Source organism: Acinetobacter sp. SM34, assembly GCF_022012365.1.
Taxonomy (GTDB): domain Bacteria; phylum Pseudomonadota; class Gammaproteobacteria; order Pseudomonadales; family Moraxellaceae; genus Acinetobacter.
The window spans coordinates 77,747-91,476 of record NZ_JAKLTP010000009.1 but is presented as its reverse complement, the minus strand read 5'-3'; the positions used below and the strand labels follow the sequence as shown (position 1 = coordinate 91,476).

At 42.3% G+C, this 13,730-nt stretch carries 13 protein-coding genes; 4 read left to right on the top strand and 9 right to left on the bottom strand.

The window, feature by feature from the left end; all coding sequences use genetic code 11:
* The 4 genes from LZZ98_RS09300 to LZZ98_RS09285 form a co-directional block, all read right to left on the bottom strand.
* Nucleotides 1–1,056 carry an ABC transporter substrate-binding protein gene (locus tag LZZ98_RS09300; protein WP_086176501.1) on the bottom strand — a complete coding sequence of 352 codons (1,056 nt, stop codon included), beginning with the start codon at nt 1,054–1,056 and terminating at the stop codon, nt 1–3.
* A gap of 25 nt (nt 1,057–1,081) precedes the next feature.
* A complete protein-coding gene (locus tag LZZ98_RS09295) occupies nt 1,082–2,581 on the bottom strand; it encodes an OprO/OprP family phosphate-selective porin (RefSeq protein WP_237787606.1) in 1,500 nt (499 codons plus the stop codon).
* Nucleotides 2,582–2,694: 113 nt separating this feature from the next.
* Nucleotides 2,695–2,838, bottom strand: coding sequence for a hypothetical protein (locus LZZ98_RS09290; RefSeq protein ID WP_237787605.1), 144 nt, complete (start codon nt 2,836–2,838; stop codon nt 2,695–2,697).
* A 327-nt stretch (nt 2,839–3,165) separates the two neighbouring features.
* Nucleotides 3,166–4,014: an SDR family NAD(P)-dependent oxidoreductase gene (locus tag LZZ98_RS09285; protein WP_237787604.1), complete on the bottom strand. Its 849-nt coding sequence runs from the start codon at nt 4,012–4,014 to the stop codon at nt 3,166–3,168.
* A 235-nt stretch (nt 4,015–4,249) separates the two neighbouring features.
* Here LZZ98_RS09285 and LZZ98_RS09280 point away from each other — a divergent pair, with 235 nt between their 5' ends.
* From LZZ98_RS09280 to phoR, 3 genes are all read left to right on the top strand, one after another.
* Complete coding sequence (locus LZZ98_RS09280; RefSeq protein WP_237787603.1) at nt 4,250–4,939, top strand: TetR/AcrR family transcriptional regulator; 690 nt, start codon at nt 4,250–4,252, stop codon at nt 4,937–4,939.
* A gap of 237 nt (nt 4,940–5,176) precedes the next feature.
* The gene (gene phoB / locus LZZ98_RS09275) at nt 5,177–5,884 is read left to right on the top strand and encodes a phosphate regulon transcriptional regulator PhoB (RefSeq protein WP_228146618.1); all 708 of its coding nucleotides are present in this window, start codon (nt 5,177–5,179) and stop codon (nt 5,882–5,884) included.
* A gap of 24 nt (nt 5,885–5,908) precedes the next feature.
* Nucleotides 5,909–7,267 carry a phosphate regulon sensor histidine kinase PhoR gene (gene phoR, locus LZZ98_RS09270; protein ID WP_237787602.1) on the top strand — a complete coding sequence of 453 codons (1,359 nt, stop codon included), beginning with the start codon at nt 5,909–5,911 and terminating at the stop codon, nt 7,265–7,267.
* Nucleotides 7,268–7,278: 11 nt separating this feature from the next.
* Here phoR and LZZ98_RS09265 read toward each other — a convergent pair whose 3' ends face one another.
* The 3 genes from LZZ98_RS09265 to LZZ98_RS09255 form a co-directional block, all read right to left on the bottom strand.
* A complete protein-coding gene (locus LZZ98_RS09265) occupies nt 7,279–7,926 on the bottom strand; it encodes a glutathione S-transferase (protein ID WP_237787601.1) in 648 nt (215 codons plus the stop codon).
* 97 nt (nt 7,927–8,023) lie between these two features.
* Complete coding sequence (locus LZZ98_RS09260; protein WP_237787600.1) at nt 8,024–8,422, bottom strand: OsmC family protein; 399 nt, start codon at nt 8,420–8,422, stop codon at nt 8,024–8,026.
* A 23-nt stretch (nt 8,423–8,445) separates the two neighbouring features.
* Nucleotides 8,446–9,393, bottom strand: a complete 948-nt coding sequence (locus LZZ98_RS09255; RefSeq protein WP_237787599.1) for a pirin family protein — start codon at nt 9,391–9,393, stop codon at nt 8,446–8,448.
* Nucleotides 9,394–9,722: 329 nt separating this feature from the next.
* On the opposite strand from LZZ98_RS09255, the gene LZZ98_RS09250 reads away from it, so the two are divergent.
* Entirely contained in the window at nt 9,723–10,991 is a 1,269-nt protein-coding gene (locus LZZ98_RS09250; RefSeq protein ID WP_131273496.1) for a GGDEF domain-containing protein, read from the top strand.
* On the opposite strand, the gene LZZ98_RS09245 is transcribed toward LZZ98_RS09250, so the two are convergent.
* Together LZZ98_RS09245 and guaA are read right to left on the bottom strand one after the other, a co-directional pair.
* Complete coding sequence (locus LZZ98_RS09245; protein ID WP_237787598.1) at nt 10,992–11,933, bottom strand: restriction endonuclease; 942 nt, start codon at nt 11,931–11,933, stop codon at nt 10,992–10,994.
* Between the two features lie 87 nt (nt 11,934–12,020).
* Complete coding sequence (gene guaA / locus LZZ98_RS09240) at nt 12,021–13,589, bottom strand: glutamine-hydrolyzing GMP synthase (RefSeq protein ID WP_237787597.1); 1,569 nt, start codon at nt 13,587–13,589, stop codon at nt 12,021–12,023.
* Nucleotides 13,590–13,730 lie beyond the last annotated feature (141 nt).

Below are 13,730 nucleotides of genomic sequence, written 5' to 3'. Positions count from 1 at the left end.
TTATTTTGGCTGACCATTGGCATTAAATGCATGCCAGTAATTCTGTAAATTCAGTTCTTTTAATGCATTGTTCAGATACTTCGGCTCATACCAGGTTTTGGTATCCACATCACGACGAATCAAACGTGAGTCTTTGGCAATTTTTAAAGCACTGTCGACTTGTGAGCGATGGAATTCATCTAATAATGGGCTGTTACGATCTTTTAAATTCCAGCCATCCCAGGTTTTTTGATAATCCACCAATGGAATCCCGCTTTGTGCCCATAGTTTGTATTGGGTGACACGGTTGGCTTCTTCAGAACTCCATTTCGCTTGTTTAATTAACGTGGTGACCACGCGCTGAGTTACTTCTGGATATTGCTTTTCAAAGCTTTCGGTTACCCAGAAATGTGCCAATGGCGCCACTTTTGGATCCTTAATTTCAAGTAAAGTTTTTGCGACTCCACGTGAAACCAGACTAAAGGGTGAAGTAATCGCGGCATCAATATCCCCTGTTGCAAGTGCTGTACGTGCGGAATAACTATCTTGTGAAATCACCCGTAGATCACGTTCGGTAAAGCCATATTTAGCCAGGACACGGTTAAAAACGATTTGCTGGTTTGTACCCTTAAAGATTGAGAATTTTTTACCCTTGAGGTCAGCAAAAGACTTCGCATTAGAACTGGCTGGTACGGCTACATACACTGGTCCAAAATGCCCCGTGGAGAACAGTACTTTGGTTTTAAGTCCAGTAGAACGCCCCACCAATGAAGGTAAGTCACCATGTAAAGCAAAATCGACTTTACCGTTGGCTAAAGCTTCATTGGTTGCAGGGCCTGCACCCGGGAAGAATAACCACTTCACAGCAATGCCATCTTTTTTAAATTCTTGCTCGAGTACACCGCGTAAATGTGCTGAAGCCACAAAGCTCCCGCCTGTTTTTGGCTTACCGCCTTCACCAGCACCCGACATAGAAATGCGGATTTCTTTTGGATTGGCTGCATGGATGTGCAAACTTAAACCGAATGCGGAGAGTGCTAAAAATGTTGCCGCAATTTTTTTAGAAAAAAGTTTCATTAAATCTGTTCCTTAACAATCAAAATTAAAAGGTGTATTGGAATTGCGCCTGCAATTCATTGGTGTCTTTTTGGGTTGCTGTTTCTATGTCGTAGCTGTAATGATTGAGCTGCAACTGGAATTTGGTGGTTTGTGCAAAAAACAGGTTGAGACCCAGTGAGTGAATGTCATATTCACCAACACGACCACTGGCTGTATCGAGATAATCTTTCTGATTTTTATTGGGGTTATAGGTGTCGTAACGGTAGTAACCCTGGATCGATTTCGGCCAGAAGTCATCAAACTTGGCATTGGATTTAATACTGTTATAGAACTGGTCACCCAAGGTATAGAATGCAGTGACGGTATGGCCTTCAGCTTTGGCTTCTTTTACGGCAGGTACAGTACTATCAATGTAATCGGTCTTGCCTTGCAGATATTCATAAGTCACGCCAAACGGTGCATGGTTGTAATACACATCAAAACCCAGACGATCACGTTTTGCCTTGTTGTCGGTAATTCCCGATCCAGAAATTTTGGATTCACCTTTGATATAGGAAGCACCGAATTTCAACTCACGAAGCCAGCTGGCATAATCCACAGGCAAGGTAAACGCCACACGCCCGATATAATCTTTGCCGTTATTGTCATCGGTTTTGTTGCTGCCATTACCATTGGTCACCCCAAGCGCATATTCAAATAAGGGCGCACGATAGTTCGCGCCATAGTCCACAAATGGCTTGGCATCGCCACGCACAATGAAACCGTTTTGACGGGTAAACAGTCCCAAATAGGTAGGCGCAGTTGCAGTGCTGATGGTGGGGCGTAAATCTTCCGGAGATTGCACATCTAGACCAAATGGCAAGAGTTGTTGACCCAAAGTCAGGTTCAACCTGGGAACTTCTGCACCGCCATTGGTTGAAAATACGTGATAGCGTAGGTAGGCATCTAGCAGGTTAAAGTTACTGTTGTTAGTGCCATCATTACGTTTTGAATAGCCAAAAGAGGCTTGATAGTCGAGGTTTTTGCCTTCGTTATAATCTTTAAATAAATTACCGCGCACGCCCAGCAATGCCGTACCCACATCGAAGCTCGATTTTGGGGTATTGGGTGCAGTGTTATTGTCTTGCACATTGGCACGCAGTTGCACCGTACCGAATAAAGTCGTATCACGTGTCGACTTGACCGTTTGGCGTTCGTACTGACGCGACTGGTCATATTTATAGTTTTCAATATCGGCTCTTAAGCCTTCAATATCGTCGGATGTTGCAGGGGTCGCTTCAGCTGTTACGACTTCTTCGCCAGTTTCACTGTCTTGAACCGTCAGCACTTCGCTGTTATCTGTATTTACAGCTGCCGGAGCAACTGCTTTTTTTGTGCTTGGTGTGCTTTGCGTTTCAACGGCATTTAAACGCTGTTGTAAAACTTCAATCTGCTTTTTGAGTCCCTCCAATTGCTTGTTGAGAGTGGCATCCTGGGCAAAACTAAAACTCGATGTCGTCGTCAGAATAAATCCAATCGCAACAGTTAAACTCGTCTTTCTCATTGTTACATTCACTTCATCTATGATTAAAAAACAAAATTTCCCCTACCCCATGCCAGAGACATGAGGTTGTTTCAATTTCCTGAGTGGTTGGTTTTAAGCGGCCTGATTCTTTTTCAGCTTTTGTTCAACTTGGGTGCCTTTGAAGAATTCAGGATTGTTGCTGGTATAAAAACGGTATCAATCACCGGATAATCAAGCTGAGAACGCACTTGAGCAGCACGCGATTGTTTTGCCTTTAAATCTTTTAAAATTGTCATGAGGTTTACCTAATTTCTTATCATTACACCTCCCTGTTATTACAACAAGCGTGCCAACTATTTAAATTATTGTTTTAAATAAATTTATTACCATTATCCCAACCAAACATGTTGGTTTTAACGCGATATGTGTGTTGATAATTCAACACTTGCTTATTTAAATTCAGCTGGTTTTTGTCTTTTTATTTCTTATTTTTAGATATAAGAGCCCTTTTAAACTCAGCTCTACAGCTTCAATCGATAGCTTCAAAGCATATTTGAAACTTCATTTCCCCTATCATCAGACATAAAAAAACCCGCATGATGCGGGTTTTAAGGGGTAGGCTTTTAAGCGGATTTCTTGCCTTTATTGCCTAATTTTGTCGCCAATGCCATAACGCGCTGATAGCCGGTCGGCAAAATACGCTGCATCAAATCGATTGCCTTGGCATCGTTACCAATCAGCAAACGGCGCTTATCTTTTTGAACTGCCTCAATAATTTGACGTGCTGCTTCTTCAGGCGGACAACGTAATAATTTATTAAAAGATTTAGCTGATTTTTCAGGATGCATGCCCAAGGCGCGAATACTGTCATTCATTTTCGCTGCATTGGCAATATTGGTACGAATTCCACCCGGATGCACGCAGAGTGCACTCACGCCACAGTTTTCCAGATCCAGTTCCTGACGCAAGGCTTCCGTAAAGCCACGCACCGCAAACTTGGTCGCGTTATAGGCAGACTGGGTCGGCTGTGCGGTTAGACCAAACAGGCTGGAAATATTGATGATATGCCCTTCACCCGATTGCTTGATTAAAGGCAAGAACTCTTTGGTGCCATACACCACGCCCCAGAAATTAATATTCACAATCCATTCCAGTTCTTCGTAACTCGCCCCTTCCACGGTTGAACCCAATGCCACACCGGCATTGTTAAAAATCATGTTGACTGAACCATGATCTTTCACAGTTTCCGCAGCCCAGTCACGAACTTCTTCAACCTTGGCTACATTGACCTTTTTTGTCGTCACACGGACATGACTGTCTTTGACCAGTTCAACCGTTTTTGCCAAACCCTGTTCATTGACATCACTTAAGGACAAATGACAGCCTTGCTTCGCCAAAAGTACGGCCAATTGCTGTCCAATACCTGACCCTGCACCGGTAATTGCTGCGACTTTATTTTTAAAATTTTTCATGACCTATCCTTATTCAGTTTTCTGCCTCATCAGCCTAAACATCTCGATTGTTTTTCTGTCAGGATGATGTGCAGTTCATCCATCCAATATAATTTTGACAATAACCATTGTCAATATAATATGTAAGTTATCCATCCATACAGCAAAAGCCGCGGCTTTGTTTTACGCATAGGTATAGAGATAAATTATTGTTAATATAGAGCAAAATCTCGATTTCATTTGGCACACCACATTTATGACTGAACAGCACAAAAGTTTCGAAGAAAATCAAAAAAAAACGGCAAAAACCAAAGAACGTCAATTTAAAGGCATGTCCTTAACCGAACGTAAACAGGCACGGCGTGAAAAATTGATTGAGGCCGGGATTGAAGCCTATGGTACGCATGGTTTTTTTGCAGTTACTGTGAAAGATATTTGTAATGAAGCCAAGTTAACCGAACGCTATTTCTATGAATCCTTTAAGAAAAGTGAAGAACTTTTTCAAACCATTTTTTTAAAGTTAATTGACCAGTTGCAGCACAATGTCATGCAGGCCATTATGCAGGCCTCGACCGATCCAAAAAAAATGATCGAAGCGGGTCTCACGGCCCTGCTCACCACCTTAAAAGACAATCCACCTATGGCGCGGATTATTTATATTGATGCCATGCTGGTGCAAGAACTGCATAACCAGGCCACCATCCATGAAACCATGTTGCGGTTTGACCGTATGATTCATGCTTTTGTCATGCTGATGATGCCGAACATTAACCGCTCTGAACGTGAAATTTCGATGATTTCGACTGGTTTAAATGGCTATGTCACGCAAATCGCCATCCGCTGGGTGGTCAGTGATTTTAAACCCTCGCTGGAGGATGTCCTCTCTTCTTGCAGTATCGTTTTCTTATCGCTGCTGGAGACTTTTTCGGAAAAAGAAAAAATATGAGCAAAAGCAGCTGCTTTTACAAAGCTGTTAAAAAATATTCAACACCTTGAATTTAATATATTTATATAACTGATTTATTTTAAATTCTTCATTTTATGACATTAAAATTGTCACAATTTTTTGCGAAAATAGGCCGAACTGCCTTTTCTGCAATGATACTGTCATAATTAATCTTTGTAATAAGCCTGTCATAAATAAAAAACGGTTCACCGTTAACATCAAATAGGATATTGCGTTGTGAATGACTATATATTAATCGTCGATGACGAACTTCCCATTCGAGAGATGATTCATACTTCTTTAGATATGGCAGGCTTTCAGTGTTTACAAGCCGAAGATGCAAAACAAGCCCACCAGATGATTGTAGATCAACGTCCTGCGCTTGTTTTACTCGACTGGATGTTACCGGGTGGTGTCAGCGGTGTAGATCTGTGTCGCCGTTTAAAACGTGATGAAACCTTATCTGAAATTCCGGTGATCATGCTCACGGCCCGTGCTGAAGAAGACCATAAAGTGCAAGGTCTGGATGCCGGTGCCGATGACTACATGACCAAACCTTTTTCCACCCGTGAACTGGTTTCCCGCATTAAGGCCGTGTTACGTCGTGCCAATGCCCTAAGCGGCGAAAAAACCATTGATGCCAATGGTCTGATACTGGATCCGGTCAGTCAGCGTGTCAGTCATGGTCAAAATATTTTAGAGATGGGGCCAACCGAATACCGTTTGCTAGCCTTCTTCATGACCCATCCGGAACGGGCTTATACCCGGGCGCAATTGCTGGATCAGGTTTGGGGTGGTAACGTATATATTGAAGACCGTACCATTGATGTACATATCCGCCGTTTGCGTAAAGTGCTGGAACCATATGGTGCCGATCGTTATGTACAAACCGTTCGTGGTACAGGTTACCGTTTTTCTACCCGTGCAGATGTGGCTTTAGGCTAGTTATTTTCAGGTAAATCACTTTTTATGTATGAACCCTACCCCATCCCCGAACTTGCGCGAGAACATAAACAGTTCCGTTACAGCAGTTTATGGACCTTTGCCAAGCAAGATTTACGTCTGCTGGTCTTTTTATTGCTGATCTCAGGTTTAATCGGTGTAGGAATTGGGTACTTCTGGATTTTTATTTTAATCGCCTTTGCGGTGTTTTTTGCCTTGCAATTACGCTCGCTGTATCTGGTCAATGAGTGGATTTCCAATCGCCCTTATGATGTGCCACCCAATTTAAATGGCATCTGGGGTGCATTGCTGTTTAATGTCTACCGTTCGCAGCGTCAGGAACGTATTGTCCAGGCAGAAATGGTCGGCCTGATTGACCGGGCTCAATCTTCACTGGTAGCGCTGGCTGAAGCTGTGGTTTTAATTGATGAACTGCATCAAATTGAATGGTGGAATCCCGCTGCAGAAAAATTACTTGGTATTCAACCACTCGACCGTCGTCGCAATATTTTGACCATTCTGCGTCAGCCCAGTTTTATTGAATATTTCAATCATATAGATCAAGCGCCTGATGGCCTGAAAATGAAATCTTCTGCCTTTGAAGACCATTATGTGCAAGTCAAAATGACCCGTTTTGGTGGAGAAAGCCGCTTATTGGTGGCCTACGATGTCACCCGCATGCATAATCTGGAACAGATGCGCACAGATTTTGTCGACAATATTTCCCATGAATTACGTACACCGCTTACGGTACTCAGCGGTTATATTGAAACCTTTACCGATCAGGAAGATTTAAATCCGCGCTGGAAACGTGCCTTCGACCAGATGCAGGCGCAAACCAAGCGCATGAACGCCCTGGTGAATGATTTATTGCTATTGTCGCGTTTAGAAAATGACAAAAAAATCGCGAAAAACCAGATTATTGAAATGCCAAGTCTGATGAACCAGCTGTTTGATGATGCGCAGGCCTATAATGTCGACTATCACCATGCGCTCAATCTCGACATTGACAGCCATTGCGACCTGATCGGTTCCGAGACCGAGCTGGCCAGTGCCTTTAGTAACTTAATTACCAATGCCATTAAGTACACCCCTAAAGGCGGAACCATCACCATGGGTTGGCATGATGATGGTGAACACGGCATCTTTACCGTTCAAGATACCGGCATCGGGATTGACCCTAGACATTTGCCACGTTTAACCGAACGTTTCTATCGGGTCGATAGCGCCCGTAGCCGTCAAACTGGAGGAACCGGTTTAGGTCTGGCTATTGTAAAACATGTGCTGATGCAACACGGCGCACATCTGGAAATTGAATCCAAAGAGAATGAAGGCTCGACTTTTAAAGTCATTTTCCCTAAAGAACGCCTGTACAAACTCTGCTAGACCTGCCTGTATTAAGTCAGACCTTGTTCCTTAAACCTGGCTCGCTGAAAGGCAGGCCGTTCCTCAAGACGTTTCAGATACTGGGCGATATGCGGATATGAACCCGAGGCTCTGGATTGAATGGCATCAAGTGGAAACCACATCTGAATATCGGCAAAGGAAAATGATCCGGCAAAATATTCATGCTTGGATAAATAATCTTCCAAGTAAGCAATATGATCTTTTAAACGCGGGTGAATAAATCCCGCCTTCACGCCCGAAGTAATTTTGTGTGCAACCGGCTTAATCAGCCAAGGGACATGTTTGGGGACATTGTTCATCACCAGTTGCATCAGCAATAATGGCATTAACGAACCCTCGGCATAGTGCATCCAGTAGCGGTACTGTTGCTGATCCTTTTTGGCCTTCGGTTTAAATTTCTGCGCCATATCATAGCTTTCTTGCAGATGCTGCAAAATCACTGCCGATTCAACAATGGTCTGATCCTCATCGGTCAAGATCGGGGCTTTAGCCAAAGGATGAACCAGTTTTAATTCAGGCGGTGCGGCAAAGGTGGGTAACCGTTTATAAAACTTAACCTCGTAATCTTGAGCCAGTTCTTCTAAAGCCCATAAAATTCGAAAAGAGCGTGACTGATCTAAGTGGTGCAGTGTAATCATTATTTTTTGACCTCTATTTTTATATTTTGATCATAACTGATGGTCTTAAAAAATGATATTTTGCTTTGGACAAAATGTCATCGGTATCGGGTTGGATTTAAAGCAGAACCGTATTAATTTCCAGACTGCGCAACAATGTTTTGGTGACTGGTGTTTTACTGCTGATCTCTAAAACTTTTTGTTTCAGTTCATCCGATAATGGCTGGGCAAAAGACAAACGGCGCTCAATCCATTCTTTGCCTTCTTTATTGGCATTAAAATCGGCTTCCACAGAAAATTGACCTAATTCTATGCCTTTATGACTGGCATACATGCGCAAGGTAATCATGGTGCAAGAAATCAGGCCGGAACAAATCAGGTCATAAGGTGCAGGCCCTAAATCCTGCCCGCCAAAGGATTCCGGTTTATCGGTAATATACTGGTGTTTTCCGCTTTTCACTTCACCTGACCAGGGTTCAGCCAGGCTCTGTACTTCTGCATTTGCAATAATTGCCATATCCACAATCCTAAGTTTTATTGTTATTTTGAGGCACGCATTTTATCGGGAAATGCGGGTGCTTCCAGGCGGGGTCCCGGATAGTCAGGAATCGTACCAAAACGTTCATGCTGAGTAATCCAGTGGTCACGGGCTTGGCAAAGCTCTTCCTGAGTCCGCCCGACAAAATTCCACCACAGTAATATGGGTGACTCGAAAGGTTCGCCACCCAACAACAGTACACGACTGCCTTTGTGCAACCGGATTTCGATTTCAGTCATACCTGGCTCCAGCACCACCATGTTGTCTTCAGTCAGTTCATGACCATTGACTTCAGCAGCACCCTCCAGCGCCATAAAGCCATATTCAAATTTTGGATTCAATTGAATTCGGGTGGTGGTGGATTCCTGTGCGGTTAAATCCACACCCAGTAATTCGGTATGTACTTCGACCGGGGACCGGGTTTGTAAAAACTCACCTACCAATACAGTAAATTCAACCTGATCTTTTTCCACCACTGGCAGTTCCGGATAGTGATCAAAACGTGGAGCCATATTGATCTTGTCATCCGGCAAGGCAATCCAGAGCTGGGCAGCATGCATATGGGTTTCACTTTCCGGTGCCACTTCGGTATGGGAAATCCCATACCCTGCAGTCATTAAATTGACCTGTTTGGGACGAATCAGCTGTTTGCTACCCAAGCTGTCGGTATGCATCATGGTGCCTTCAATCATCCAGGTAAAAGTCTGCAAGCCAATATGCGGATGCGGCCCCACATCCAGACCATCGCCTTGAGGAAAAACCGCCGGACCCGCATGATCCAGAAAGCACCAGGCTCCAATTAAACGTTTATGCCGGCTTGGCAATGCGCGCTTAATTACGGTGCCCTGCCCAATTTCCGCACTACGTAAAGGAAATTCCTGAATAAACTGATTGATATATTTTTCACAATCGTCCGAATTGGAAAGCTCTGTATAGTTGCTATTGGTCATATTCCTATCCTGAATTTCATGAACGCGACTGTTGTTGTAAGTTCTCATCTATTGTCATAAATCATATAGATTCTTCGTCATTCAGCCTATAGTTAAGTTAATACGCTGAATACCATGTATAGGACAATGTTATTTTTGAAATTTTCTTCGAAAAACAAGGTTTAAGCGCTGTAAATTATTAACTATTTATAGCCTATTCATATGAATTTTATAGAAAAATAATTTTTTGTCACAATTATGGCTGTCACTCACTGTATCTTCTGTATACAGATATTTTTCCTCAGCATACTATTTCCCCCTGACCAATCTGCTATAAGAAGAGGATAATCATGTCCCAGGGACAGCAGGAAAAGTTTCATTACTCTGAAAATCAAGAATATAATCATATTGGGAACAATGAAGATAAATATTCAAATATCGGAACTGCCATTTTACCCAAGCGGCTGTGTACGCTCGCCAATCAAAAACAGATAGAACAACAACTAGAATATCCTAGCACCCGTATTCCGGAACAATTTCAACAATACTATCTGGACTATCAAAATAAGCACCAACGACAGTTTTTAAAATGCGTCAATTTTATTGGTCAGCTGACTTTTTTAGGCTATTTCTTTGTCGATTGGGTTTTATTACCGGACATTGGCATGCTGTCTGGTATTGCACGGCTCAGTCTTGTCATCTTGGCACTGTCGGTCAACTGGCTGGCTTTCCGCTACTGCAAGAATATTAAAATTCTGGATAGTCTGTTACCGGCTTCTGTTGCAGCTGCAGCAGCAATATGGCTTGAACTGCTGTATTTATCGCAGAGTCCCGTTGTGAATACGTATCTCTACGCCAGCATCATTTTTATTTTATTGGGCAATTTATGCATACAGGTATCTTTTCGTAATTCCATTTTTAGTTCCCTGCTGATTAGTGCTGTGATTTTTAATGGCGTATTCAGGTTAGTCAGCGTCCAGGAACTGATTTTATTTTCACTCATTTACGCGCCGGTTTTATTGCTCAGCATGTATATCAGCTGGAATAACACCTTAAATTCAAAACGTAATTTTTTGCGGGTGTTACTCAATGACTGGAACTATTACACCTTAACTGAAATGGCGCATACGGATGAACTGACCCAGCTGTATAACCGCCGACAATTTTTACAATTGGCCGAACAGAGCATACAGCAATGGCCCAAATATAATTTAACCTGTCTATTGATGTTTGATATCGACTTTTTTAAGAATATTAATGATACTTATGGCCATGATGTGGGAGATGAAGTGCTGCGGGTACTGGCTGATATTACGCGCCGGGAAATGCGTCATAGCGATGTACTGGCCCGTTTTGGGGGTGAAGAGTTTATTGCTTTGCTACCCGATACTACACTGGAAGATGCGATGAACATTGCCAACCGCTTATGTCGAAAAATTGAAAGCCATCAAATTTGTGTTAAAGATAAGTGCTTCTTTAATTTCAGTGTGTCGATTGGGGTATCCCAACTGCAGCCGAATCAAAGTGATTTAAACCTGCTGATTAAAAACGCCGATATTGCACTCTATCAAGCCAAGAAAAATGGACGCAATCAGGTGGCAATTTATACGCATGAATAATTAAAAATTATCTTCATCAAAACGGTCTTGGTCGATTTTATAAATATGAAAACTGCGCTCGACTTGCACACCCAAACCAAATTCAATCATCAGTGATGTGAGTTTGTCACCATCTATTAGAACAATTCCTGATTTCCTGGCGGATTCGATTGCTTCCTTACTGAAATTGGATGTGGTAATAAATACGCCTTTCTTGGCAACCTGATCAGCCAATGCACCTTTAAATTGCTGAATATCAGGACGACCAACTGTATTTTCCCAACGTTTGGCCTGAATATAAATTTTATCGAGTCCTAAACGGTCCTCGCTAATTATTCCATCAATACCACCATCATTCGTTTTACCAATGGCTTGTGCTGCATCTTGATGTGATCCTCCGTAACCCATTTCAACAAGTAAATCGACCACAAGCTTTTCAAAAAATGATGGGCTATTTTCTTTAACCAGCTTCAACAAGTCTGTTTTCAAATTTGATAAAAGTAATTCAGTGGTTGTTTGAATAATTTCTTCAGGTGTACTGTTCACCTTATTATTTTTATTTAGGTTTAATGCGACAAAACTCTTTTCTGTAGAGTGAATCATATCTAAATTTTCAGCTCGTCCTAATTTAAACTCAGAAAAACCATCAAACTGGGCTAAAAACTCATTCGTTATAGCGGATAAATTATTTAAATCTATTGTTTTACCTAAATCACTAATTTCACAAAATGCTCTTTGTGGCTGTCTAATTAGACCAGCTTTAACTAAATACGTTTTCGCCCAAGATACTCGATCTTTAAAAATATTTTTCCCACTTGGAAGTGACTTATTTAAATCTTCTTCAGATAACTTCGAACGTTGTGCAAGTAATTCAGCTGCTTCAGAAATTTTTATTGCCCTTTCCTGCTCTGCTAATAACTTCATAAGTGGCAGCATGAGTTGATCATAAGTAGGCAATGACATTCTAATTCTCTTTAAGCATTTAATTTTTAATAATTATATAAAAAAGAGCGCCTAAGCGCTCTTTTTTATATAATTTTCTTTAGAAAATTATTCCCACTCAATTGTCGCTGGTGGCTTAGATGACACGTCATATACTACACGTGAAACATCTTTAATTTCGTTCATGATACGCGTTGAAATCTTGTCTACCAATTCATATGGAAGATGCGCAAAACGTGCTGTCATGAAGTCAACAGTTTCAACGGCACGAAGTGCAATCACCCATGCATAACGACGACCATCACCCACGACACCAACCGATTTAACTGGTTGGAATACAGCGAAGGCTTGAGCCGTTTTGTCATACCAACCGCTAGCGCGAAGTTCTTGCATGAAGATGTCATCAGCCAGACGAAGAATGTCGGCATATTCTTTTTTCACTTCACCCAAAATACGCACGCCCAAACCTGGACCTGGGAACGGATGACGATAAAGCATTTCGTGCGGTAAACCTAAAGTGGTACCTAAACGGCGTACTTCATCTTTAAACAAGTCACGGATTGGCTCAACCAGTTCAAATGCTAAATCTTCCGGCAAACCGCCCACATTGTGGTGTGATTTAATTACGTGTGCCTTACCGTTTTTAGTTGCAGCAGATTCAATCACGTCCGGGTAAATCGTACCTTGAGCAAGGAAGTTTACGCCATCAAGCTTACGTGCCTCTTCAGCAAAGACTTCAATGAACTCACGACCAATGATTTTACGTTTTTTCTCAGGGTCAACTTCACCTGCGAGAGCAGACAAGAAACGGTTTTCAGCATCGGCACGAATCACACGGATACCCATGTTTTTCGCAAACATGTCCATCACTTGTTCACCTTCGTTCAAACGAAGCAAACCGTTATCTACAAATACGCAAGTCAATTGATCGCCAATGGCTTTATGAAGAAGCGCAGCAACTACAGATGAATCTACGCCACCTGAAAGACCAAGCAATACTTTTTGGTCGCCAATTTGTTCACGTAACTGTTCAACACGAAGGTCGATAATATTTTCAGAGTTCCAAAGATTACGGCAACCACAGATGCTGTGTACGAAGTTAGACAATAACTCGGCACCTTTAGCAGTATGGGTCACTTCCGGGTGGAACTGTACGCCATAGAAACGGCGTTTTTCATCGCTTACTGCTGCAAATGGACAGCTTGGTGTGCTGGCAGTAACAGAAAAACCTTCTGGAATTGCACTGACTTTATCGCCATGGCTCATCCAAACATTGAGTTTGTTGTCACCATCGTTTAAATCACCAAGAAGCTGGTCACGAACTAAAACGTCAACCGCAGCATAACCAAATTCATGTACTGTACCTGGCTCTACTTTACCGCCAAGCTGTTCAGACATGGTTTGTAAGCCATAGCAAATACCCAATACAGGTACACCCAAGTTAAATACAACTTCAGGTGCGCGTGGACTACCTTCTTCATGAACACTTTCCGGACCACCCGACAAGATGATACCGTTTGGTTTAAATGCGCGAATGTCTTCTTCAGACATGTCATAGGCATACATTTCAGAATATACGCCAGCTTCACGTACACGACGTGCAATCAGCTGACTGTATTGAGAACCGAAATCTAGGATCAGGATGCGGTCTTCAGTGATTTGAGTATTGGTAGTCATGACAAACAACTATGCAAGGCAAACGAAATAAGCGCTGCATTCTATCATTTTTCGGCGCATTAAGCACACTATTCGCACAAGGCTTTCAATTCGTTGATTGCATTATATTTCTGGCACAACAAAGCACCCCTGTGGATGCCT